Origin of the sequence: Rhizobium sp. NPDC090279 (assembly GCF_044769665.1) — a bacterium.
Lineage (GTDB): Bacteria > Pseudomonadota > Alphaproteobacteria > Rhizobiales > Rhizobiaceae > Rhizobium.
In genome coordinates this window covers 306,504-329,104 of the sequence record NZ_JBIVYI010000007.1, presented here as the reverse complement: position 1 = coordinate 329,104, position 22,601 = coordinate 306,504, and the positions used below count along the sequence as shown (strand labels likewise).

The 22,601-nt window shown below is 62.0% G+C and carries 19 protein-coding genes; 9 read left to right on the top strand and 10 right to left on the bottom strand.

Annotation, left to right across the window (positions count from 1 at the left end):
• Nucleotides 1-18 precede the first annotated feature (18 nt).
• The 5 genes from ACIQWP_RS19635 to ACIQWP_RS19615 all read left to right on the top strand — a co-directional run bounded on the left by ACIQWP_RS19635 (nt 19) and on the right by ACIQWP_RS19615 (nt 5,891).
• On the top strand, nt 19-270 hold the full coding sequence (locus ACIQWP_RS19635; protein WP_402790739.1) for an acyl carrier protein: 252 nt from the start codon (nt 19-21) through the stop codon (nt 268-270).
• Nucleotides 270-1,463, top strand: a complete 1,194-nt coding sequence (locus ACIQWP_RS19630; protein WP_402790736.1) for an acyl-CoA dehydrogenase family protein — start codon at nt 270-272, stop codon at nt 1,461-1,463. Before ACIQWP_RS19635 ends, ACIQWP_RS19630 begins: the two co-directional genes overlap by 1 nt.
• A gap of 5 nt (nt 1,464-1,468) precedes the next feature.
• Nucleotides 1,469-2,377 carry an amino acid--[acyl-carrier-protein] ligase gene (locus ACIQWP_RS19625; RefSeq protein WP_402790733.1) on the top strand — a complete coding sequence of 303 codons (909 nt, stop codon included), beginning with the start codon at nt 1,469-1,471 and terminating at the stop codon, nt 2,375-2,377.
• Nucleotides 2,378-2,384: 7 nt separating this feature from the next.
• Complete coding sequence (locus ACIQWP_RS19620; protein ID WP_402790730.1) at nt 2,385-3,344, top strand: DUF1839 family protein; 960 nt, start codon at nt 2,385-2,387, stop codon at nt 3,342-3,344.
• Between the two features lie 78 nt (nt 3,345-3,422).
• On the top strand, nt 3,423-5,891 hold the full coding sequence (locus ACIQWP_RS19615; protein WP_402790727.1) for a glycoside hydrolase family 2 protein: 2,469 nt from the start codon (nt 3,423-3,425) through the stop codon (nt 5,889-5,891).
• Between the two features lie 21 nt (nt 5,892-5,912).
• Here ACIQWP_RS19615 and ACIQWP_RS19610 read toward each other — a convergent pair whose 3' ends face one another.
• The 6 genes from ACIQWP_RS19610 to ACIQWP_RS19585 form a co-directional block, all read right to left on the bottom strand.
• On the bottom strand, nt 5,913-6,992 hold the full coding sequence (locus ACIQWP_RS19610; protein ID WP_402791029.1) for an ABC transporter ATP-binding protein: 1,080 nt from the start codon (nt 6,990-6,992) through the stop codon (nt 5,913-5,915).
• A gap of 44 nt (nt 6,993-7,036) precedes the next feature.
• On the bottom strand, nt 7,037-8,107 hold the full coding sequence (locus ACIQWP_RS19605) for a Gfo/Idh/MocA family protein (protein WP_402790724.1): 1,071 nt from the start codon (nt 8,105-8,107) through the stop codon (nt 7,037-7,039).
• Nucleotides 8,108-8,114: 7 nt separating this feature from the next.
• Entirely contained in the window at nt 8,115-9,140 is a 1,026-nt protein-coding gene (locus ACIQWP_RS19600) for a Gfo/Idh/MocA family protein (protein ID WP_402790721.1), read from the bottom strand.
• 73 nt (nt 9,141-9,213) lie between these two features.
• On the bottom strand, nt 9,214-10,062 hold the full coding sequence (locus tag ACIQWP_RS19595) for a carbohydrate ABC transporter permease (RefSeq protein WP_402791026.1): 849 nt from the start codon (nt 10,060-10,062) through the stop codon (nt 9,214-9,216).
• Between the two features lie 28 nt (nt 10,063-10,090).
• Entirely contained in the window at nt 10,091-11,026 is a 936-nt protein-coding gene (locus ACIQWP_RS19590; RefSeq protein ID WP_402791023.1) for a carbohydrate ABC transporter permease, read from the bottom strand.
• 37 nt (nt 11,027-11,063) lie between these two features.
• Nucleotides 11,064-12,350, bottom strand: a complete 1,287-nt coding sequence (locus ACIQWP_RS19585; RefSeq protein WP_402790718.1) for an ABC transporter substrate-binding protein — start codon at nt 12,348-12,350, stop codon at nt 11,064-11,066.
• A gap of 180 nt (nt 12,351-12,530) precedes the next feature.
• Between ACIQWP_RS19585 and ACIQWP_RS19580 the strand changes: the two genes are divergently transcribed.
• The 3 genes from ACIQWP_RS19580 to ACIQWP_RS19570 all read left to right on the top strand — a co-directional run bounded on the left by ACIQWP_RS19580 (nt 12,531) and on the right by ACIQWP_RS19570 (nt 16,339).
• On the top strand, nt 12,531-13,226 hold the full coding sequence (locus tag ACIQWP_RS19580; protein WP_402790715.1) for a TetR/AcrR family transcriptional regulator: 696 nt from the start codon (nt 12,531-12,533) through the stop codon (nt 13,224-13,226).
• Between the two features lie 282 nt (nt 13,227-13,508).
• Nucleotides 13,509-14,930 carry a mandelate racemase gene (locus ACIQWP_RS19575; protein WP_402790712.1) on the top strand — a complete coding sequence of 474 codons (1,422 nt, stop codon included), beginning with the start codon at nt 13,509-13,511 and terminating at the stop codon, nt 14,928-14,930.
• A 143-nt stretch (nt 14,931-15,073) separates the two neighbouring features.
• On the top strand, nt 15,074-16,339 hold the full coding sequence (locus tag ACIQWP_RS19570) for a Gfo/Idh/MocA family protein (protein WP_402790709.1): 1,266 nt from the start codon (nt 15,074-15,076) through the stop codon (nt 16,337-16,339).
• Nucleotides 16,340-16,378: 39 nt separating this feature from the next.
• Here ACIQWP_RS19570 and ACIQWP_RS19565 read toward each other — a convergent pair whose 3' ends face one another.
• From ACIQWP_RS19565 to ACIQWP_RS19550, 4 genes are all read right to left on the bottom strand, one after another.
• Nucleotides 16,379-16,966: a transglycosylase SLT domain-containing protein gene (locus ACIQWP_RS19565; RefSeq protein ID WP_402791020.1), complete on the bottom strand. Its 588-nt coding sequence runs from the start codon at nt 16,964-16,966 to the stop codon at nt 16,379-16,381.
• A 217-nt stretch (nt 16,967-17,183) separates the two neighbouring features.
• On the bottom strand, nt 17,184-18,209 hold the full coding sequence (locus tag ACIQWP_RS19560; protein ID WP_402790706.1) for a hydroxyacid dehydrogenase: 1,026 nt from the start codon (nt 18,207-18,209) through the stop codon (nt 17,184-17,186).
• Nucleotides 18,206-20,062: a DUF2264 domain-containing protein gene (locus tag ACIQWP_RS19555; protein ID WP_402791017.1), complete on the bottom strand. Its 1,857-nt coding sequence runs from the start codon at nt 20,060-20,062 to the stop codon at nt 18,206-18,208. Before ACIQWP_RS19555 ends, ACIQWP_RS19560 begins: the two co-directional genes overlap by 4 nt.
• Nucleotides 20,063-20,101: 39 nt before the next feature.
• The gene (locus tag ACIQWP_RS19550; RefSeq protein WP_402790703.1) at nt 20,102-21,124 is read right to left on the bottom strand and encodes a LacI family DNA-binding transcriptional regulator; all 1,023 of its coding nucleotides are present in this window, start codon (nt 21,122-21,124) and stop codon (nt 20,102-20,104) included.
• A 151-nt stretch (nt 21,125-21,275) separates the two neighbouring features.
• Here ACIQWP_RS19550 and ACIQWP_RS19545 point away from each other — a divergent pair, with 151 nt between their 5' ends.
• Complete coding sequence (locus ACIQWP_RS19545) at nt 21,276-22,571, top strand: ABC transporter substrate-binding protein (RefSeq protein ID WP_402790700.1); 1,296 nt, start codon at nt 21,276-21,278, stop codon at nt 22,569-22,571.
• The last annotated feature ends 30 nt before the right edge of the window (nt 22,572-22,601 follow it).

Here is a 22,601-nt window from a genome sequence, read left to right as displayed (position 1 = left end):
GCCAGGAGGGACTAGACTATGAACAAGACGATTCGCGATTTGCTGGCCAAGTTCGGCACCCTTCCCGTTGCTATCGATCAGATTGATGATGACGCTGATCTCTATGCGACGGGGCTGTCTTCTTTCGCTTCCGTACAATTGATGCTTGGCATCGAGGAAGCCTTCGACATCGAATTCCCGGACAATCTGCTGAACCGCAAGTCCTTCGCCAGCATCGCCGCGATCGAAAGAACCGTCGGCATGATCCTCGACAGTAGAAAGGTCGCGTAATGAGTGCGGCGGTCGCTTTACTTGAGGTTGGGACGGGCGAGGGAGCGGCGGTGCGCGCCGCCCGCGTCGCGGCGATCGCCAGCCAACACGCCGATGCCGTCGACATTGAGGGCCGGTTTCCACGCGAAGCTGTCGACGCCATGCGCGCCGAAAAGCTGCTTTCCATCCAGATCCCCGCCGATCTCGGCGGCGAAGGCGCGTCGATGACCGAAATCGCCGAGCTTTGCTCGATCCTCGGTCAGGCCTGCGCCGCCAGCGCCATGGTTTTCGCCATGCATCAGATCAAGCTCTCGAGCCTGGTCGAGCACGGCGCCGACAGCGACTGGCATCGCGAGTTCATGCGCCGCATCGCCAGGGAACAGCTGCTTCTCGCCTCGGCGACGACCGAAGGCGGGATCGGCGGCAACCTGCGCAACAGCATCTGCGCCATCAAGGTCGAAGGCGACACCTGCACCCTCGAGAAGGATGCGACCGTCATCTCCTACGGCGCCCATGCCGACGCCATTCTGATCACCTCGCGCAGCCATGCCGAGGCGGCCTCCTCCGATCAGGTGCTGACCTGCTTCCTTAGGGATCAGTACGACATCAAGCGTACGGTCGAGTGGGATACACTCGGCATGCGCGGCACCTGCTCAGACGGCTTCCTCTTCAAGGGTGAGGCTCCGGCCAAGCAGATCCTGCCGAAGCCGTTTGCCGAGATTGCCGCGCAATCGATGCTGGCAAGTTCGCACCTGCTGTGGAGCGGCGTGTGGTACGGCATTGCCGCCGACGCGGTTTCCCGCGCGCAGGCCTTCGTGCGTGCCGCCGCCCGCAAGTCTCCCGGTGCGCCGCCGCCCGGCGCGCTGCGTCTGGCCGAGGCCTCCAGCATGCTGCAGATGGTCAAGTCCAACGTCGTCGCCGGGTTGAAGGCCTATGAAGAGGCGAAGCTCGACGCGGACCGCCTGTCGTCGATGGCCTTTGCCGTGGCGATGAACAACGTCAAGATCGCGTCGTCGGAGATGATCCTGCCGATCATCAACCATGCGATGCTGATCTGCGGCATCATGGGCTACAAGAACGGTACGCCCTACAGCCTCGGCCGCCACCTGCGCGACGCGCACTCGGCGCAATTGATGATCTCGAATGACCGCATTCTCGGCAATACGTCGACCATGCTGCTCGTCCACAAACAAGATTCCAGCCTGTTGGGGTAATCGTCATGGATATGCAAACATCGTTTCTCGACCGTCTTTTCGATTCCGGCCTGTTGATCGACACCGGCGTTGATGGCCTCTATGGCCGCAGCGGCCAGTTCGAAGACGTCATTTCCGCCTTCGAGCGTCTGATCGACACGTTCGGCGGCGCCGATGGGGCCGAAGCCATCCGCTTTCCGCCCGGCATGAACCGCGCCTTCTTCGAAATCAGCGGCTACATGAAGAGCTTCCCGCAGCTTGCCGGCACCGTACACAGCTTCTGCGGCAACGAGCTCGACCATATGAGCCTGTTGAAATGCATGGAAGTCGGCGACGACTGGACGAAAGACCAGCAGGCGACCGATATCGTGCTGACGCCGGCGGCCTGCTATCCGCTCTATCCGACGGTTGCCAAGCGCGGCGCCATTCCGGAAGACGGCGCGCTCTTCGACCTGCAGTCCTACTGCTTCCGCCACGAACCTTCCAAGGACCCGGCCCGCCAGCAGCTGTTCCGCATGCGCGAATATGTCTGCATGGGCAGCGAAAAGCATGTGACCGATTTCCGCCAGAGCTGGATGGATCGCGGTGTCGAGATGATGAAGGCCGTCGGCCTCGACGTGACCATCGACGTCGCCAACGACCCGTTCTTCGGCCGCGCCGGCAAGATGCTTGCCAACAATCAGCGCGACCAGAACCTGAAGTTCGAGCTGCTGATCCCGATCACCTCGACCGCCAATCCCACAGCCTGCATGAGCTTCAACTACCACCAGGATGCCTTCGGCACGAAGTGGGGCCTGAACTTTGCCGATGGCAGCGTCGTTCACACGGCCTGCGTCGGCTTTGGCCTGGAGCGCATTGCGCTGGCGCTGTTCCACACCCACGGTCTCGACGTCAGGGAATGGCCCGAGAGCGTGCGCAAGGCGCTGTGGGGCTGAGCCTTCCATGGCTGTCGTCTTTCAGGGGCTGGAACCCGCCGCCTACAAGCCACATGCGTTGCACGACAGCGAACGCATGTGGCCCGAGACCAACTGCTACATCGATCTCTGGATCGAAGTGCTTTCGAGCCTGAAGCTGCCGCCGGAAGCCATGCTCGGCTTCACGCTGACACAGGATTTCGAGGGCGATCAATTCACCTTCTTCAAGGTGCCGCTCGAAGATCTCGAAGCGCTCTACAGCGTGCGCTGCACCGAGCTTGCAATCTACGACAAGGTGCAGAATCATGTCGCCGAGCAGATCGGCCGCGGTCGGCTCTGCCTGGTGGAGATGGACTCCTTCTTCATGCCGGATACGCAGGGCGTCGGCTATCGCCGCGAACACGGCAAGACCACGGTGGCGATCAACCGGCTCGACATGGACGGCCGCACGCTCGATTACTTCCACAATGGCGGCTTCTTCCAGCTGTCCGGCGAGGATTTCGACGGGCTTTTCCAGCTGCATCTCACGGATGAAGACCTGCCCTTCCTGCCCTACACGGAATTTGCGAAATTCCCCGAGAAGGCGCCGGCCGAAGCCGCGATCCGTCAGACGGCGCGGCAGCTCCTGTCCTTCCATTTCCGCCGTCGGCCACAGACCAATCCGGTCCGCGCCTTCGCCGAAGTCTTCCCCGCACAAGTGGAGGCGATCGCCGAACGACCTTTCGGCTTCTTCCACAAATACGCCTTCAACACGTTGCGTCAGCTCGGCGCCAATTTCGAGCTTGCCGGCAGTCACTTCGACTGGCTCTCGGCTGAAACGTCCGATGCGGCCAGCGAGGCGCGGAAAATTTCCGAGACGGCGAAGTCGGTGCAGTTCCAGCTTGCTCGCGCCATCACGCGCAAGAAATTCGAACCACTGCGCACAGCGCTTGATCCGGCCGCCGATGCGTGGGATGCCATGATGGAAACGCTCGAACGGAAGCTTTGACCGGCTTCCGTCCGAACGCGATACGGCTGGGTTATTTCTGAACATATTGGGGCGGGGGACATTCCCCGGAAAGGTGTCATGGGCGGGCGCTTGGCGGATCTCGGCGGTGGAATGCGGCTGAGCGAAGGTTGGAATCTGGTATTGACGGATGCAGGCACCTGCATCTCGCCTTCCGATGTGCCGCTGGCGTCAGGCTTCATCCCGGCGGCCGTACCGGGCACGGTGGCGGAGGCCCTGGAAAAGGCCGGGCGCTTCGACCGGTCAAGGCCCCAGCCGCTTCACGACCGCGATGCCTGGTACATCTGCCGTCTGGTGGATGCCGAGGCCGGCGAGGCGGTTTTGCGGCTCGAGGGGCTGGCGACGCTGTGCGAAGTTTTCCTCAATGGCCAGAAAATCCTCATCTCCGAAAGCATGTTCGAGGCCCATGATGTCGACGTCACCCTGCAAGGCGGCGACGAGCTGGCGCTCTGCTTCCGTGCGCTGGAGCCTAGGCTCTCCGAGCCTGGGCCTCGTGCGCGCTGGCGGCCGCAGATGATCACGCCGCAGGGTCTGCGGATGGTGCGCACGACGTTGCTCGGCCATATGCCCGGCTGGTGCCCCGAGGTTCAGGCCGTCGGTCCATGGCGGCCGATTTCGCTGCTGCGACCGGGCGCGCCCGTTATTCGTGATCTCTCGCTGCGGCCGGATCTGCTCGAGAATGGCGAAGGCAGGCTTTATGCCTCGCTTTCGATCGAGGGCGATCTCAACGAGCTGCTTTTGCGGTGCGGGGAGGCGGAGCAGGCCTTCGAAAAAGATGGTGCTGGGCGCTATACCGCAATCCTGAAAATTCCAGATGTGGCTCCCTGGTGGCCGCATACGCATGGCGCGCCGCAGCTTCATGATGTTACGCTCGTCGTCGATGGCGTCGAGCATAGCCGCGGGCAGACCGGCTTTCGCCGGCTGTCGGTCGATCGCGGTGCCGATGGCCAGGATTTCGCTTTGATCGTCAACGGCGAGCGGATTTTCTGCCGAGGTGCCGTGTGGACCACGGCGGATATCGTGCGCCTGCCCGGCGGTCGCGATGATTACCAGAGCTGGCTGCGGCTGGCCGCCGAGGCCGGCATGAACATGATCCGCATCGGCGGCACCATGGCCTATGAGACGCCGGATTTCTTCCGCCTCTGCGATGAACTCGGCCTGCTGGTCTGGCAGGATTTCATGTTTGCCAATTTCGACTATCCGAAGAACGACAAGGCCTTCAATGCCCATATCCAGGCGGAGGTTTCACAGCTTCTGAGCCGCACGCGTCTCTCGCCTTCGCTGGCGGTCCTTTGCGGCGGCAGCGAGATCCATCAGCAAGCCGCGATGATGGGCCTGCCGGAACAGTTCTGGAAAAGCCCTGTTGTCGAGGAGATCATCCCGCTGCTGGTGCAATCGCTGCGGCCTGACGTGCCCTACGTGGTCAATTCGCCCTCCGGCGGTGCCATGCCGTTTTCGCCGAATGCCGGCGTCACGCATTATTATGGCGTCGGCGCCTATATGCGGCCGCTTGCCGATGCGCGCCGCGCCGAGGTCCGCTTCGCCGCCGAGAGCCTGGCCTTCGCGCTTGTGCCGCAAGCCCGGACGCTCGGCCAGCATCTGCCGGTCTCGGCAGTCCATAGCCCACTATGGAAAGAGCGCGTGCCGCGCGATCGCGGCGCGTCCTGGGATTTCGAGGACGTGCGCGATCATTATCTTCAGGAACTCTACGGCTTCGAGCCCAACCGGCTGCGGCGGGAGGACCCCGATCTCTATCTCAACCTCTCGCGCGCCGTGACCGGCGAAGTGGCCGAGGAGACGTATGCCGAGTGGCGGCGGCTTGGTTCCGGCTGCAACGGCGCGCTCGTCTGGACGCTGCAGGACCTGCTTCCCGGTGCCGGCTGGGGTGTGATCGATTCGACCGGCGAGCCGAAGCCGGTCTGGTATGGGCTGCGCCGCGCCTTCCGGCCGGTGCAGGTGCTGCTGATGGACGAGGGCACCAACGGTCTCGACGTGCATGTCATCAACGAGAGCGCTGCGGCGCTCGATCTGACCGCCGAGGTCTCCTGCCTGCGCGATGGCCGCCAGATCGTCGTCGGTGGTGGCCGCGATCTGGCGCTCGAGGCTCGCGGCAGGCAAAAGATAGCCTGCACTGAACTTTTCGGTGCCTTCTTCGACACGACCTATGCCTTCCGTTTCGGACCGCCGTCGCATGACGTCACGGTCGCGCGCCTGACGGCGTCGGCAACCGGTGCTGTCATCGCTCAGGCCTTTTATTTCCCGCTTGGCCGGACCAAGGCGTTTCACGATGCCGAGATCACCGCATCGGTCGTTCAAGACGGCGAGGATTGGTTCCTTGATCTTAGCACCGACCGGCTGGCGCAATCGGTACAGATCGATCTGGAAGCCTATCGGGCTGACGATGACTGGTTTCATCTTGCGCCGGGCAACAGACGGCTTCGGCTGTACCGACGGGAGGGCGTTCCGGCCGATGTCATTCCATCCGGCCAGATCCGTTCCATCGGCAGCCGGCGTATCGTCGAGGTTTGATCGATCCGCAGCATGCTTCGATTATAGCGTTACACCGTCCGGGCCAAACAGATGGCAGCGCTCGGGGTCGATATGGATGCTGACCGTTTCGCCAGCGCGGATGCTCTGCTGATCTTCCAGCGCGACCGTCAGTGCCTGACCGCCATGCAGCGTGACGTAGAGGATCGTCTGGCCGCCGAGGTGCTCGACGAGATCGACGCGGGCATTGCCGAGCCCGACGCCACGATCGCCGACGTTCAGATGTTCTGGGCGAGCGCCAAGGGTAACGGGCTGACCCGGCTGGAGGCCGCCCAGCCGGCGCGGCAGGCGAACCGTCTGGCCGGCGAGATCGATGACGGCAGAACCATCGTCGGAGGCGACGATCTTCGCGTCGAGGAAGTTCATTTTCGGCGAGCCGATGAAGCCGGCGACGAACTTGTTCTTCGGTTTGTTGTAAAGATCGAGGGGAGCGCCGACCTGCTCGATCTTGCCGCCGTTGAGCACGACGATCTTGTCGGCCATGGTCATGGCTTCGGTCTGGTCGTGGGTGACGTAGATCATGGTGTTGCCGAGCCGCTGGTGCAGCCGGGCTATCTCGACGCGCATCTGCACGCGCAGCTCGGCATCGAGGTTCGAAAGCGGCTCGTCGAACAGGAAGATATTCGGCTCGCGCACGATGGCGCGGCCGATGGCGACGCGCTGGCGCTGGCCGCCCGAAAGCTGCTTCGGCTTGCGCTGCAGCAGCTGGGTGATCTGCAGGACCTCGGCCGCCTTTTCGACGCGGGGCTGGATCTCGTGCTTCTTCATGCCCGCGGTTTCGAGGCCGAAGGCGAGGTTTTTGTAAACAGACATATGCGGGTAGAGCGCATAGGACTGGAAGACCATGGCGATGCCGCGCTTGGAGGCGGGGACATCGTTCATGCGGCTGCCGTCGAGATAGAGGCCGCCGCCGGAAATCGGCTCCAGCCCGGCGATCATGCGCAGAAGCGTGGACTTGCCGCAGCCGGACGGGCCGACGAAGACAGTAAATTCCCCCGGTTCGATCTCAAGATCGATGCCGTGGACGACCTGGAGTTCGCCGTAGCGCTTGATAACCTTCTGCAGCGAGACGCTTGTCGCCATGGGTGCTTGCTCCTTGTTCGTCCTGATGGCTACCGGGGCAACGTTCATACCGGCCTCCAGCTCTTATACTTCGCGCTTTCCGGCCCGACAGGAAAGCGGACTTCGGTGCGCGTTTCTGATGATTCATAGAAGGCCGTCACCAGCTCCAGCGCCTGGCGCGCATCGGCTGTCGTCACCGGCAGCGGTCCGCCGGAGACCAATGCTTCATGGAACAGCTTCATCTGCGTGTTGAAGCGGATCGGGATCGGCGTCCAGTCGGCGAGTAGCGCATCGATCTTCGCGGCGACCTCGTCATTGGCGGGAATGATCTTCCAGGGGTCCGAGCCGGGGCTGTAGGGCTCGTGATTGCTCTCGATCAGGACGTTCTCGAACACGAGACGCAGGCGGCTGATCTGCTCCTGCGAGCCTAGCGTGGCGCTGATGGTGGCGAGCGCGCCGTTTTCCATCAGCAGGCTGGCGCTGGCGCAATCCTCGACTTCGATATCGTTGACGCGGGTGGCCACGCGGCCGAAGAGACCTGCGATCGGCCCCATCAGATAGGTCAGCATGTCGTGCAGATGGATCGAATGCGTCATCAGCACGCCGCCGAGCTCGGTCTCCCATTTACCGCGCCAGGGAACGGCGTAGTAATCGGCGCCGCGCACCCAATGGGTCTCCGACGTAGCGACATAGGCCTTGCCGGCGATGCCGGCGTCGACAATGCGCTTGGCCTTCTGGATGCCGTCGCCGTAGCGATACTGGAAGATCGGCATCAGCCGGCCCTTCGATGTCTTCTCGGCGGCGATGACGGCGTCGACGTCGGCGAGCGATCCCACAAGCGGCTTTTCGCAGACCACATGCTTGCCGGCTGATAGCGCCTGCATGATGAGCTGGAAATGCGAGCCGGGCGGCGTGCAGATGTCGATGATGTCGATATCGGGCATGTCGAGGACTTCGGAGAAATCCCTGACGCGCTTTTCGATGCCGAATTCGTCGCCGACCGCATTCAGGCGCTCCTCGTTGAGATCGCAAAGGACGGCAACTTCGTAGCGATCGGAGTGCGGCAGATAGCCTTCGGTAATGTGGGAGCGGCCGATGCCGAGGCCGATGATCGCGACTTTCTTTACGTCGGACATATGCGGATTACCTCTGAATGCTGTTGAGCGACGTTGCTTCGGCCAGCGCCTGCGCCTTCAGCGCCAGCTCCATCGCCTTGAAGCAATGGTCCTGGCCCATCGCCGTTTCGGTGCGGTCTCTGATGTCGGCGGCAAGCTGACGGCCGTAGGGCAGATCGAAGCCGGTGCAATCGATGTGCTGCATACCCTTGCTATCGGTGAGGAAGAGATGATCTGTGCCGGGCCGGCCGGCAACGTCGATATATTTGCGCAGCTCGATCGTGCCTTCGGTGCCGACAATGAAGAGACGGCCGTCGCCCCAGGTGGAAAGACCATCCGGCGTGAACCAGTCGACGCGGACATAGCCCGTGACGTCAGGCGTGCGTAGGTGGAAATCGCCATAGTCCTGCAGGCCAGGTGTTTCGGGATTGGCGCGGTTCGAAACGGTGGCCGACAGTACCTCGGCTTCGAGAGAATCTGCGAAGAACAGGAACTGCTCGCATTGATGCGAGGCGATGTCGGTGATGATGCCGCCATAGCGCTTGCGGTCGAAGAACCAGTCCGGCCGGGTCGGCTTGCGTAGCCGATGGGGCCCAAGGCCCGTCGTGTGGATGACCTTGCCGATCGCGCCTGCCTTCACCAGCTCACCGGCCTTGACCGTCGATGCCGTCTCGAAATGCTCGGAATAGAGGATGGAGACGATACGCTTGGTCTCGGCCTGCACTTTGCGCACGTCCGCGAGCTGATCCAGCGTCACCATGCCGGGCTTGTCGAGCATCACGTCCTTGCCGTGGCGCATGGCCTCGATGGCAAGGGCGGCGCGCTCGCTGGAAATGGCCGCACTGACGATAAGAGCAATCGAGCGATCCTCGAGGATTTCACTCTTGTCGGCAACGCGTTTCGCTTGCGGGAAGCGGCCGGCGAAGACGGCTGCAAGGTCATCCTCGATAGCGTGGAATGCGACCAGCTCCGCGCCGGCACGCAGCATGACGTTGACCTGGCCGTAGATGTGATCGTGATTGAGGCCGATGGCGGCAAAGCGCAGCGCGCTCATGCGACATTCCTTTCAATGGGTTTCTTTGGTTACGATCCCAAGCCTTGGGTGCTCGGGATCGCGGGGTTCATAATCAGCGTTTGAGGCCTGCGGTGGCGATGCCGTCGATCAGCAGCCTCTGGAAGAACAGGAAGATCAGGAAGACCGGGATCAGCGACAGGCTCGACATGGCGAACAGGCTGCTCCAGTCGGAACTTCCGGTGGAGTCGACGAAGGAACGCAGGCCGAGCTGCACCGTGTAGGTATTGATGTCGGAGAGGTAGATCAGCGGCCCGAAGAAATCATCCCAGGTCCAGATGAAGGAGAAGATGGCGGCCGTCGCAAGAACGGGAAGCGACAGCGGCAGCATGATGCGCCAGTAGATGCGCCAGGCGCTGCAGCCGTCCATCATGGCGGCCTCGTCCAGCTCGCGCGGAATGCCGCGGAAGAACTGCACCATCAGGAAGATGAAGAAGGCGTCGACCGCGAGAAATTTCGGCACGACGAGCGGCAGCATCGTCTTCACCCAGCCAAGCTTCAGGAAGAGGATATATTGCGGGATCAGCGTGACGTGATAGGGCAGCATCAGCGTGCCGAGCATCAGCGCGAACCAGAAATTCTTGCCCCAGAAGTTCAGCCGGGCGAAAGCGTAAGCCGCGAGCGAGCAGGAGATGACGTTGCCGATGACCGAGAGCACGGCGATGACGGCCGAATTCCAGACGAATTTGCCGAAGGTCACCTGGCCGCCGAACCAGCCGCGGGCATAGGCGCTGAAGTCGAATTGCGACGGGATCAGCGATGCCGTGCCGAAGATCTCGTTCTGGTCCTTGATCGAGCCGGAAAGCATCCACAGCAGCGGATAGAGCATCACGATCGACGCGGCGACGAGGGCGACGTGGATGAGAACGGACAGGAACCATGGGCGCTCGCGCGGCGGCTTCATGTCCTCGGCAAAATGGGTGAGTTTCGCATCAGTCATCGTAGTGGACCCAATAACGAGCGGAGAGGAAGGAGAAGGTGGTGAAGATGGCGATGATGACAACAAGAACCCAGGCGAGGGCGGCGGCATAGCCCATGCGGAAATAGCCGAAGGCTTCCTGATAGAGATAGAGCGTGTAAAACAGCGTCGAATCGATCGGACCGCCGGTGCCGGAGGAAATCACATAGGCCGGCGTGAAGGCCTTGAAGGCGTCAATGGTCTGGACCACGGCGTTGAAGAAGATGACAGGCGTCAAAAGCGGCAGTGTGATCTTGAAGAAGATCCTTGCCTTGGAGGCGCCGTCGAGGCTGGCGGCTTCGTAAAGATCCGTCGGGATCTGCCTGAGGCCGGCGAGGAAGATGATCATCGGCGAGCCGAACTGCCAGATGGCCAGGATAACGAGCGTGTAGAGCGAGTAATCCGGATTGGAGATCCAGCTCGGCCCGTTGATGCCGAAGAGATACCAGAGCAGGGTGTTGACGATGCCGTCGGCATCGAAGATCTGCCGCCACAGCACTGCGATGGCAACGCTGGAGCCGAGCAGCGACGGCAGGTAGAAGATGGCGCGGTAGACCGGCAGGCCCTTGATGCCACGGTTCAGCAGCAGCGCCACCAGAAGCGCGAAGGCAAGCTTCAGCGGCACGGAGCAGACGACGTAGAACAGCGTTACCTTCAGCGACGACAGGAACTTGTCGTCCGCCGTCGCGATCCGCACATAGTTGTCGATGCCGACGAGGTTCGGCGACTGGAGCAGATTGTAGTCGGTGAAGGAAAGATAGAGCGAGGCGATCGCCGGCCCGAGGGTCAGGCCGAAAAAGCCGATGAACCAGGGCAGGAGGAAGAGGTAGCCGGGTGCGTTGCGCGCAAACGCGCTCGGCGCCTTATAGGTGGTTTCCACGCGCAACGGCGCGGGCGCACCGACGGCCAAGCCGCCGGCTACGCTCTTGCTGTTTGTACCCACGGTATCAGCCTCGCGTAATGTTTGCTGCTGCCTGTTCGGTGAACTTGGTGCCAGCGTCCTGCGGGCTGGTTTTACCAAAAGCCACTTCTTCGGCGATCTTCTTCAGCAGGAATGAATTCTCGCCGGCGCCGTTCGGCGGAGATGGCGGCAATGCGCCGACATGCGGCGTCAATCGGCCGATATAATCAACGACCTGCTTGCTGACAGCATCCAGATCCGGGGTCAGAAGATCGCGGATTTTCGGGGAGGCGGGGACGCCGCGCTCGAGACCAAGCGTCTTGGTGCCCTCCGGATCTTCCACCAGATAATTGACGAAGGCGACGGCGGCATCCTTGTTCGCAGATGTTGCCGAAACCGACATCAGCATGGACGGTTTCAGATACTGGCCGGGTTTGCTGTCCGCACCTGCGACCGGATAGGAGACGATTTCGAGCTTTTCCTTGCTCAGACCCTGAATGGCCACGAACTGGTTGGAGTGGGCGAAGCTCATCGCTGCCTTCTTGGTGACGAGCATGTCGGTTTCAAGGGTCTGCTGGTCGAGCGCCTGGACGTCGGCCGGCACGCAGGCGCCGATCTTGCGCATATGGCCCCACAGATCGAACCACTCGGTCGCGTCCTTGGCTTCGAAGGCTAGCTTGCCATCCGTCGTATAGAGCGCCTTGCCGCGCTGGCGCAGCCAGCATTCCAGCGCCGGCTCCCCGCCGCTTGCATCTGCCATGCCGTAGAAGCCGCGCCGCTTCTTGGCTGCCGTCAGCTTGGCGCAGGCATCGCCGACCTGCTCCCAGTTCATGGCGTCATGCGGCGGCTCGACACCGGCCTCAGTCCACGCGGCCGAGTTGACGACGACCATGAAGGAATTCACGCCGAGGCTGACGCCGTAGATCTTGTTGTCGACCTTGCCGGAATCGATGTTGGCGGTACCGAAATCCTCGATCTTGAGGCTTTTGCCGAGATAGGGCGTCATATCGAGCAGCGCGCCGCGGCGGGCATATTCGAAGATGTAGCGATAATCCATCTGGATGAGATCGGGGGCGTTGCCGCCGCCGGTCTGGGTGGCGAGCCGCGTCCAGTAGCTGTCCCAGCCGAATGATTCGCCGGCGATGGTGACATCGGCATTCTTGGCCTGATAGGCCTTTACCGCCGCAAACGTGCGGTCGCTCCGCTCCTTCGATCCCCACCAAAGAAGGCGCATCGCGGTTGCCGCATTGGCGCGGGAAAGTCCTATAGTGCTGAAAGCCAGCGTGGCTGCCATGCCGGCAAGCAACTGCCGGCGGTCGATCGTCAACGTCATCCTGGTCTCCTCCCCAGCGAACCGATGATTTACGAACTGCTTTGCATGATATAACTATTTGGTTACAAGTTGGATAGAAACGCGACCGCTGTCAAGCGCCAATCGCATTGCAATCAAAACGGGGCATGCGGGAGCCGGCGGCATCCATCGCAGAGGCACCGACCGGGAAGGAGATCGTCCATGGCGGGCAGGGCGAGGCAACAGACTGAAAATGCAGCGGAAGGGGATGCCGACAAGACCGCAAAGAAACGATCGAAGAAGGTGTCGCGCAATCCGCAACGCACCCATGCGACGATTCTGGACGCGGCGACGGAGGAATTTGCCGCGCATGGTTTCGGCGGCGCCCGTGTGGATGCGATCGCGGCGCGGGCGCAGACCAACAAGCGGATGCTCTATCACTATTTCGGCGACAAGGAGGGGCTCTATCTCGCCGTGCTGGAAGCGACCTACGCGACGATCCGCAACGCGGAAAAGCAGCTTGATCTGGCGCGCCGCCATCCCGAGGAGGGGATGCGGGAACTCGCCTTGTTCACCTGGCGGCATTTCCTCGCGCATCCGGAGTTTCTAAGCCTGCTTGCCACCGAAAACCTGCATCATGCGCATTATCTGCAGCGATCGGAAAAAGTCTCGGCCATGCATTCGCATCTGATCGACGAGCTTGCGGATGTGCTACGCCGCGGGGAGGCGATGGGCATTTTCCGGCCGGCGGTCGATCCCATATCCGTCTACTTGACGATCGCCGCGCTTGGCTTCTTCTATCTGTCGAACCGTCACACGCTGTCCACGATTTTTGCGCGCAAGCTGACAGCGCCGGATCAGCTGAATGCCTGGGGCGAACACATCGTTGCCGTCACGCTTGCTTCGATCCGCACCTAACCAGTCCTGAAATGCGTGGGTTGCGGCACTTTCGACAAAATTTCAAAAGGTGATTGACAGGGTCACAGTAATCGCGCGATCTTGTAACCATATGGTTACATTGCTTGGATGAGCAAGCATTTGCTTTTCCTGATTCTGGAGGGAATCGGGCATGGAGGAAAATCGTGAAGCGTGCTGGCTGCAATGCGACGTGGCTGGAGATTTCAAGAACCGTTTCCGCAACGAACGAATGGCCCCCATGCCAACCGACTTGCCTGACCATCACGGGAGCTGCCTAACATCATGACCGATCCATTGAACATCAGGCTTGTCGAGGCAGAGGCGTTCGAGCGCCCGGTCAGGCTGCGGCTTCCCTTCCGTTTTGGTGCGGCGACCTTGCGCGAGGCGCGGCAGATTTTTCTGCGCGTACGCACCGAGGATGGGCAAGGTCGCTCTGCGCGGGGGATGGCGGCCGAGCTGATGGTGCCGAAATGGTTCGACAAGTCGCCCGAGCTTTCGAATGCCGACAATGAAAACCAGCTGCGCCGCTCGCTCGCGCTGGCGCTTGACGCGCTTGGGAGTGTGGGGTCGGGGACGGCTTTCGGGCTGCATGCGGGTGTCGAGGCCTCGCATCATGCCCGAGCGGCGGCTGAAAAGCTGAACGGCCTGGTCGCCTCCTTCGGCCTCGCGCTCGCCAACCGGGCGATCCTCGACGCTCTGTGCCGGCTGGAAGGGTTGACCGTTGCGCAGTCGATCAAGGCGAACCGCCCAGGTATCGACGCCTCCACGGCGCGCGATCTTTCGGGCTTCGACCTCTCCGGTTTCCTCGCGACCTTGAAGCCGGCGGCGAGCCTTGCCGCGCGCCATACCGTCGGTCTGGTCGACGCCATCGTGTCAGGCGATATTCCGGCAGGCGAGGGTCTGAACGACGGGCTGCCGGAAAGTTTCGAGGGGGCGATCGACGCCTACGGCCTGACCTTCTTCAAGGTCAAGGTTTCCGGTGCGCCGGATGCCGATATCGACCGGCTTTGCCGCGTCGCTGCCGTCATCGACGCCAAGGTGCCTAACTACTCGGTGACGCTTGACGGCAACGAGCAGTTTTCGTCCGCCGAAGCCGTCGCCGATCTGCTCGCCCGCGTGAAGGAGGAGCCGAGGCTCGCGCGGTTTGCTTCCTCGATCCTGTTCGTCGAGCAGCCGATCGCCCGCGCCCATGCCTTCGAGAAGCCGGTGAAAGCGCTTGCCGCCTTCAAGCCGGTGGAGATCGACGAATCCGACGCCGATATCGATGCTTTTGTGACCGCCAGAGGGCTCGGCTATACCGGCATCTCCTCGAAATCCTGCAAGGGTTTCTATCGCTCGCTATTGAACCGGGCGCGCGTCGCCAAATGGAGTGCGGAGGATGGCACATCCTATTTCATGTCGGCGGAGGATCTGACGACGCAGGGCGGTCTTGCCGTGCAGCAGGACCTGGCGCTCGCCTCCCTGATCGGAATGACGCATATCGAGCGCAACGGCCATCATTATGTCGACGGCATGGCCGGCGCGCCGGAGGCGGAGCAGGCCGCCTTTGCCGGGGCGCATCCCGATCTCTATCGCGTCAGTAACGGCCGGACGCGGCTGCGGATCGAGGGCGGGCAACTTGCTATTGGCTCGGTCATCAATGCTGTCGGCTTGGGTTCATCGGTCGAGCCGGATTGGGCGGCGATGGAGAGGTCGCCAGCGTAGGATTTCGGTCTGCGTCGCGAGAGCTTTCAGTCCTCTCAAGCAAGGCCCCTCTCCCCGCGAGTGGGGAGAGGGGTCTACCGCCGAAATGAATTCAGGCCACCAAGGCCTCATCATCGCTGTTTGCAGACTCCGGAGGAAGAGACATGCAGTCGTCATCGAAGAAGCGTTACGTTCTGGTCGGTACCGGCAATCGCGGCGCGACCATGTGGGGTAAGGATCTGGTAGAGCGCTGGAACAACGAGGTCGAGCTCGTCGCGGTCTGCGACCTCAATGCCATGCGCGCCAGGCGGGCGCTTGAGTATATCGGCGCATCCGTGCCGGTTTACACCGATTTCGATGAGCTGTTGCGGGTGGAGAAGCCGGATCTGGTCATCGTCTGCACGCGCGATTCCACCCATGACGATCTGATCGTCAAGGCGATGGAATCCGGCGCCAACGTCATCAGCGAAAAGCCGATGACGACGACCGTCGACAAGATCAAGCGCATCCTCAATGCCGAGGCGCGCACCGGCAAACGGCTGGATATTTCCTTCAATTACCGCTTCGCGCCGACGGCGGCGAAGATCAAGGAGCTGATCAATTCCGGCGTCATCGGCGATGTGACGTCAGTCGATTTTCACTGGTATCTCGATACCAGCCACGGAGCCGATTACTTCCGCCGTTGGCACGCCTTCACGGAAAACTCGGGCAGTCTCTTCGTTCACAAGGCGACGCACCATTTCGACCTCTTGAACTGGTATCTGGATTCTGATCCGAAAACGGTCGCAGCCTTTGCCGACCTGAAGCATTACGGCCGCAAGGGTCCGTTCCGCGGCGAGCGCTGTCGTCACTGTCGGTACAAGGACGAGTGTGACTACTATCTCGATATCAGCGCGACGCCGCTGCTCGAAAGCCTCTATGAAGAGCCGTCGACCGTTGACGGCTACGTGCGCGATGCCTGCGTCTTCCGCGAGGATATCGATATTCCGGATACGATGGTTGCTTCCATCCGCTATCGCAGCGGCGTCAATGTCTCCTATTCGCTGAATACCTATATGCCGATCGAAGGCCACCACATCGCCTTCAACGGCCACAAGGGCCGCATCGAGCTGCGCCAATACGAGAAGCAGAACTGGACGACGCCCCCCGCCGACGAGATCGTCGTGATGAAGAATTTCGGCGATGTCGAGCGTATCTGGGTGCCGCATTCGTCCGGCGGGCACTATGGCGGCGACGACCGGCTGCGCAACATGCTGCTGCGTTCCGGCCCGAATGACGAGCTTAAGCAGCGCGCCGGCTCGCGGGCAGGTGCGATGTCGGTTCTCTGTGGGATCGCAGCATTGCAGAGCAGCCGCACCGGGCAGCAGGTATCGATTGCCGATATCTGGGGTAAAGATGATGGTCTCAATCTGCTGGAGCCGCGGCCCTGAGGCCGTGGCCTTCCGTGCTCATTGAAACCGTTGTCGCAATTAGTTGCAGCTCGGAAGCTGTTGCGCGTAAATTCGTGTCATGCCGTTGAAGCGCCTGGCACCGGCAAGAGCGGTCGAATTGCCGCGCCACGTTCCCTGCAGATAACCCTTGGGGCCTGAGTAATAGGCGAGATAGAGGTCGTAGGAATTATTCAGGGCAACCCCCGTCTGCAGGTGCGTCTGGTAGTGATACCAGCCGACGAAGTCGATGGCGTCGGAGAAATTGGTGCGGCTTGCCGTCCAGTTGCCTGTCTCGCGCTTGTATTTGTCCCAGGTGCCGTCGAGCGCCTGCGAATAGCCATAGGCGGTCGTCGGGCGCTTCCAGGGAATGAAGCCGAGCAAATAGCGCCTCGGTGGACGAGCGCGGGGCCGGAAGCCGGATTCGGTATAGATCGTCGCCATCAGGATCGGCACCGGCACGCCGTATTTGCGCTCTGTGCGCTCCGCCGCCCGTTGCCAATTGTTGAACCAGCCATCGCGCTGATCGAAGATCGCGCAGATGTTGCGGGTACGCGACGGCGCTGTGGCACAGCCCGCCAGCACGCCGAGCAGCATTACGGCCAGAATGGAAAGGACGCGGGTACGCATGACTAGAACCTCTTCATTGCCGCGCCGCGCGTCTTGAAGATGCGCAAAGGACGCAGCAACAACCTGTTGATGCATGATCCCTTCCAAAAATTCGAAACCGAAGTTTTAGGGGTCATGCGCTCACGAGATTGCTAGCGCGGAATGATTAAAAACCGGTTTTTCGCCTGTGCCGAAATGGGGCGATTTCAGGGTGTTTTCGTGGATTTGCTGCGTCGCATCATGCCATGCGCGCCATGTCCTCGCGGCGGATCTCGTAGAGCAGCGGCCTGCCCTCGATGAAGCGGAGGGCTTCGTCGACCGCCATTTCGCCGAGGCGGGTCCGTTCGAGCCCGGCGGCGCCGGCGATATGCGGCGTCAGAAAGATATTCGGCAAGTCATAGAAGGCCGATGCCGCCTCCGGAATTTCGGGATCGGTGACGTCGATGATCGCGTCGATGCGGCCTGTTTTCAGCGCGGAGAGCAGCGCTGTCTCATCAACCAGCGCACCGCGCGCCGTATTGATGAAGGTTGCTCCGTCCTTCATCAGCGAGAGGCGACGGGCGTCGATCATATGCCGCGTGACGGGCAGGGAAGGTGCATGCAGCGAGACGATGTCGGCCGATGCCATCAAGGCGTCCAGCTCGGTTTTCTCCACGCCCAGCGTCGCGGCCTCGGCCTCGCCGACCATGGGGTCGTAGAGTAGGATACGGTAGTTGAAGGGCGAAAGCAGCTCGATCACCCGCCTTCCGATGCGCGAGGCACCGATGATGCCGATGGTGCGGCCGTAATTGCCGATGGCTTCGGCCTGCATCGGCACGGTTCGTTTGCGGCTGCGGTCGGCGACGTAGAAATCGCGGAACCGGAAGACCTTCTTGCCGGCGAAGATAATGGCGGCAAGCGTGAATTCAGCGACCGGCAGGGCATTGGCCTGGGCGGCATGACTGACCAGGATACCGCGATCGAACAAGCTATCCCCGAGCAGGCCCTTCACCGTGCCGGCGGCGTGGACCACCAGCTTCAGATGCGGTGCTTGCGCCAGTGCGGCTGCGTCGATCGTCGGCGAACCCCAGCCGGTGACCAGGATTTCGGTTTCGCCGAGCAACTTGCCGGCGCGCTCGTCATCGAAGCGCTGCATCGGTGCGGCATCCAGCACGCGGCCGATGGTATCGAGGCGCTGAATGAGCGCCTCCGGCAAAACATGCTGCGTGCGTGATGGCTGCATGGCAAAGGCGATGGCCGGGCGGCCCGAGAGGAATTGCCTCATGGCAGGCGACCGGGCGCTTCTATGGCGCTGACTGTAATGCCTCTGTCTTTCACGAGAGCGCGCAGGGCATCGATATCGGGTCGGACAGGCGGCGTGCTCCAGGCATGATCGACGGCTGTGGGGTCCTTCTCCGCAAGCACGGCGGAGACGAGCATGGTCTCGCCTACGGGAATGGTGCCACGTAGCTGCGGCACCAGGGTCTTCGAGACGATGAGGTTGGTGTTCGGCGGCGCCTTCTGTGCGATGCCCTCGCGTGCGATCGTCGAGCCGAGATCAAGGATGCCGCTGAAATCCTCCTCGCCGATCGCATAGGCGGCACCGGTTTTGGAAGAGAGCGTGTCGGCCTCGAAATCACGCCGCGCGATGGCAAAGCCGCCTTCGGCTGTCTGCAGCGGACGCGGCGTGGTGATCTTGTGCAGGCGGACATGCCAGGGTGAGGCGGGGATGAGCCATGTCTCCACATTCACGTCGGGATAGGGCGACCATTTGGCATAGAGGGTATTGCCGGCGAGCTTTGCCTCTTCATTGGTCTCGCGGACGCGGTAGTGCAGGCCGTCATCGCTGAAGGCGAGCGTGCTGTCGAAGGCGCCGCCGGCAAAGATGCGTTCGTCGCTTTCGACGCTGAAGCCGTAGCGGGCGGAATAGGCGAATTTCGAGTATTTTTCCGCGCCAAAGCGCATCTGCTGGTTTTCCTGGCCAGAGGAGAGCGCCACGACGTCAGCCTTGCTGCGCATCAGGACCATGCCGGGATGCTTTTGCGGAACGATAGCCGGCTCATTTTCTGACGGCTTTTCTTCCGCTGTCCAAAATGGATGTGTCTCAGGTAGCGCCAAGGGCAGGAAAGCCTTGAAGGCCCAATAGGGCGAGCCGGCGGAATTGTAGTTCTCCGACATCAGCAGGTTGGGATAGGCAAAGCCGATCGGCAGCGTGCCGTCGCGATTGGCGATCGGCTTGTCGGCCCACCAGCGCAGGTGCCGCAGGCAAAGCCCCTTGATCTCACCCCAGGGCAGCGCCTCGACATCGGCGAAGGCGAGCGCCGACCAGAAGCCCGCGCAGGCAAAACGATAGGTCAGGCTGCGGCCGAAGGGGATCGTGGCGCCATCGGGCGCGAACCAGTGGCGGAAATCCCTGGCGAAGAGCACTGCGCGCTCACGGTAGCGCTCGGCGCGGTCGTCCTTGACGAGCTTGGAATAGATCAGCCCGTAGAAGTGCATGGCGAAGGGAATGTAATGGTCGATGCGCCTGACATCGCCGTCGCGGTACCAGCCATCGGCGATATAGAAGCCGTCAAGTTCGTTCAGATAGTTTTCGGTCAGGCTGCGGTCGAAGGAGGCGCCGAGCCGGGCGAGCGCGATATCGACGAGGATGCGGAAGAATTTCCAGTTGTTGTCGGCATAATCGAAGGTGCGGGCGTGCTTGAGATAGGCGATGAGATTGTCTCGCGCACGCTGATCGAGCGGCTCCCAGATCTTTTCGGGCACCAAAGCGAGCGCAAAACCGAGGGCTGCAAGCTCGACCATGCGCTGATCGCGGCCGTTGATCGCGCCCCAATATTCCGGATGCTTTGGGTCGACGCCATTGGCGAGGCCCTCGGCAAAGCGGTCCCAATGGCGGAAGTCGCCACCACCGGCGCCGAGTGGCGCCAGGCCCCAGAGCGGACGGGCAAAACCTTCTAGATCGGCAGCCGCACGGTCGAAATGCGCGCCGGCGCCGTCGATGCGGACCCGGGCATTGCCTCCCGAGAAATAGGGCAGCAGCGGATCGAAGAGGTCGGTCAGCGCGCGGCGCATGTCCGTCAGGGTCTTCAGTGGATTGCCGGCAAGCGGATTGGTGCTGGCGGGGTCGTAGATCATCGGCATGGCTCTCTCGATTGTTTCCGCTGCGGGGAAGGGTCAGGTTTCAGGTGGAAGGGTGCCGCCGGCAATCGCTGGAACGCCGTGGCAAATCTGACGGGCCGGAGCGTCGCGATCGCGGAAGCGCGCGACCAACAGGCCGATGGCCTCCCGTCCCAGCGCCGCGCGGTCGACGCGCATGGTCGCCAGCCGCGGGTTGGTCATCAGCGCGCAGGGCAAATCGTCGAAGCCGACGATCGAGAAATCCTCCGGAACGCGCAGGCCGGCCTCGATCACGGCGTCGAGCACGCCGACGGCGATGAAATCATTCATGCAAAAGGCGGCGGTATAGCCCTCGCCCTCGGCAAGGATCGCGGCGGTGCTGTCATGGGCCTCGTGGCTCGAACTGCCCCGGAAGTTCATGGGTACGAGACGGCCATGAGCGCCCTCGACCGAGGCGATAGCAGTCTCGAAGCCACGGATGCGCTCGCGGATCGTCTGGCGATGCGAGCCGGTCAGATGCAGAATGCGGCGGTGGCCGGCGTCGAGCAGGCGTCGGGTTGCGTTATAGGCGCCGAAGAAATTGGAGGGCGAAACACCGTCGAAGCGTAGCTTCGGATCGGTGCCGTTGACGAGCACGGTCGGCGTGCCGCTTGTCTCGAGCCAGCGGCACAGCTCCTCCGAGGGGTCGATGCCGACGAGAAAGAGGCCTTCGGCGCCGGCGGCCTGCAGATATTCCTTCACCAGGTCCGGCTCGGTGCGGGCCTCGCGGACGAGGCGGATGTCGAAGCGCATGCCGCGCTCGGCAGCGCCTGCGCGCAGCCCTTCCAGAATGCCTTCGTAGAAAACGCTGAGGCCGCCTGTGACGCTGTCGCTGGCAATCAGGGCCAAGCCGCCAGCCGTCGCCTCGGCTGCCGTCTTCAACGGATAGCCGAGATCGCTCGCCACCTTGAAGATATGCTGACGGATCGTCTCGCTGATGCCGGGTTCATTGGTGAGAACCCGCGACACGGTGGAAACGGAGACGCCGGCAGCAACGGCAATATCGGCCTGCCTGATGCGTTTGGAGCGAATATCGTTCATGTCGCAAACGCTATGCAAAATTATGCAAATTTGCAATAGAAAGATTTTTTATTGCACAATGCTGTGAAGTTGCATATCGTCGCGCCAACTTGTCCGCTGAAGGCGTCGGGGAGATCGTCGCGGACGACAACGCAAGAGAAGGAGGAATCTCATGCGCATGAATCGCCGCTCATTCATGATTGGAACTGCCGGAGCCGCCGCGGGTCTCGCGCTCGGAGGTGGGGCGATGCCCGCCTTTGCCGACGCCACGCAGCTCAGGGCCATGTGGTGGGGCTCGCCCGATCGCGGCAAGCGTACGGTCGCTGTCGCCGAGCTGTTTCACAGCAAGAACCCCGATTTGTCCGTCATCGGCGAGAGCATCAGCGGCGACGGCTATTGGGCGAAGCTTGCGACCGGCATGGCCAGCCAGAACATCGCCGATGTCTTCCAGCTGGAGCCGAGCACGATTTCCGATTATTCCAAGCGCGGCGCCTGCATGCCGCTCGACCAGTTCGTGCCCTCGACGCTGAATGTCGACAGTTTCGGCAAGGACGTGCTGAAGCTGACCACGGTGGATAACAAGCTCTATGGCGTCGGCCTCGGGCTCAATTCCTTCGCCATGTTCTATGACGAGGACATGTTCAAGAAGACCGGCCTGACGCCGCCCGGTCCGACCACGACCTGGGCCGAATATGCCGATCTCGCAGTGGAAATGACCAAGGCGGCCGGCAAGCGCGGCTATTGGGGCGGCCCGTATGGCGCGCGCTACAACTATGTCCTCGATGTCTGGCTGCGCCAGCGCGGCAAGAGCCTCTTCACCGAGGAAGGTGGGCTCGGCTTCGGCGTCGACGATGCCAAGGAATGGTACAGCTATTGGGAAGAGCTGCGCAAACGCGGTGGCACGGTCTCCGCCGATGTCCAGACGCTCGACCAGAACGTCATCGAGAGCAATTGCCTTGCGCTCGGAAAATCGGCCATCGGCATGGCCTATTCCAACCAGCTCGTCGGCTATCAACTCGTGGTCAAGAGCAAGCTCGCGGTCACCATGCTGCCGCGCGAAAAGAAGGATGGCCCTTCCGGCCACTACTATCGCCCGGCGCTGATCTGGAGCGTGGGCGCCACCAGCAAGAATGGTGAAACGGCGGCGAAATTCATCAATTTCTTCGTCAACGATGTCGATGCCGGCAAGATTCTCGGCGTAGAACGCGGCGTGCCGATGTCGCCCGTGGTGCGCGCCGCCATCCTGCCGACGCTCAATCCTGTGGAGCAGCAGACGGTGCAATATATCGAGCTGCTGAAGGATCAGGTCGGCACCTATCCCGTGCCGGCACCTCTGGGTTCGGGAGAGTTCGACCAGAACGTTGCCCGCCCCGTCGCCGACCAGCTCGCCTTCGGCAAGATCACGGTCGCCGAGGCGGCGAAGAGGCTGGTGGAAGAAGGCGCGACGAAACTGAAGCGGAAGAGCTGAGGCTTCATAATGTGCTGAATGGCCGGCAAC

Excerpts from the sequence above, each read along its gene's own strand:
- ACIQWP_RS19635 (WP_402790739.1), top strand. The coding sequence starts at position 19 with ATGAACAAGACGATTCGCGATTTGCTGGCCAAGTTCGGCACCCTTCCC.
- ACIQWP_RS19630 (WP_402790736.1), top strand. The coding sequence starts at position 270 with ATGAGTGCGGCGGTCGCTTTACTTGAGGTTGGGACGGGCGAGGGAGCG.
- ACIQWP_RS19625 (WP_402790733.1), top strand. The coding sequence starts at position 1,469 with ATGGATATGCAAACATCGTTTCTCGACCGTCTTTTCGATTCCGGCCTG.
- ACIQWP_RS19620 (WP_402790730.1), top strand. The coding sequence starts at position 2,385 with ATGGCTGTCGTCTTTCAGGGGCTGGAACCCGCCGCCTACAAGCCACAT.
- ACIQWP_RS19615 (WP_402790727.1), top strand. The coding sequence starts at position 3,423 with ATGGGCGGGCGCTTGGCGGATCTCGGCGGTGGAATGCGGCTGAGCGAA.
- ACIQWP_RS19610 (WP_402791029.1), bottom strand. The coding sequence starts at position 6,992 with ATGGCGACAAGCGTCTCGCTGCAGAAGGTTATCAAGCGCTACGGCGAA.
- ACIQWP_RS19605 (WP_402790724.1), bottom strand. The coding sequence starts at position 8,107 with ATGTCCGACGTAAAGAAAGTCGCGATCATCGGCCTCGGCATCGGCCGC.
- ACIQWP_RS19600 (WP_402790721.1), bottom strand. The coding sequence starts at position 9,140 with ATGAGCGCGCTGCGCTTTGCCGCCATCGGCCTCAATCACGATCACATC.
- ACIQWP_RS19595 (WP_402791026.1), bottom strand. The coding sequence starts at position 10,062 with ATGAAGCCGCCGCGCGAGCGCCCATGGTTCCTGTCCGTTCTCATCCAC.
- ACIQWP_RS19585 (WP_402790718.1), bottom strand. The coding sequence starts at position 12,350 with ATGACGTTGACGATCGACCGCCGGCAGTTGCTTGCCGGCATGGCAGCC.
- ACIQWP_RS19580 (WP_402790715.1), top strand. The coding sequence starts at position 12,531 with ATGGCGGGCAGGGCGAGGCAACAGACTGAAAATGCAGCGGAAGGGGAT.
- ACIQWP_RS19575 (WP_402790712.1), top strand. The coding sequence starts at position 13,509 with ATGACCGATCCATTGAACATCAGGCTTGTCGAGGCAGAGGCGTTCGAG.
- ACIQWP_RS19570 (WP_402790709.1), top strand. The coding sequence starts at position 15,074 with ATGCAGTCGTCATCGAAGAAGCGTTACGTTCTGGTCGGTACCGGCAAT.
- ACIQWP_RS19565 (WP_402791020.1), bottom strand. The coding sequence starts at position 16,966 with ATGCGTACCCGCGTCCTTTCCATTCTGGCCGTAATGCTGCTCGGCGTG.
- ACIQWP_RS19560 (WP_402790706.1), bottom strand. The coding sequence starts at position 18,209 with ATGAGGCAATTCCTCTCGGGCCGCCCGGCCATCGCCTTTGCCATGCAG.
- ACIQWP_RS19555 (WP_402791017.1), bottom strand. The coding sequence starts at position 20,062 with ATGATCTACGACCCCGCCAGCACCAATCCGCTTGCCGGCAATCCACTG.
- ACIQWP_RS19550 (WP_402790703.1), bottom strand. The coding sequence starts at position 21,124 with ATGAACGATATTCGCTCCAAACGCATCAGGCAGGCCGATATTGCCGTT.
- ACIQWP_RS19545 (WP_402790700.1), top strand. The coding sequence starts at position 21,276 with ATGCGCATGAATCGCCGCTCATTCATGATTGGAACTGCCGGAGCCGCC.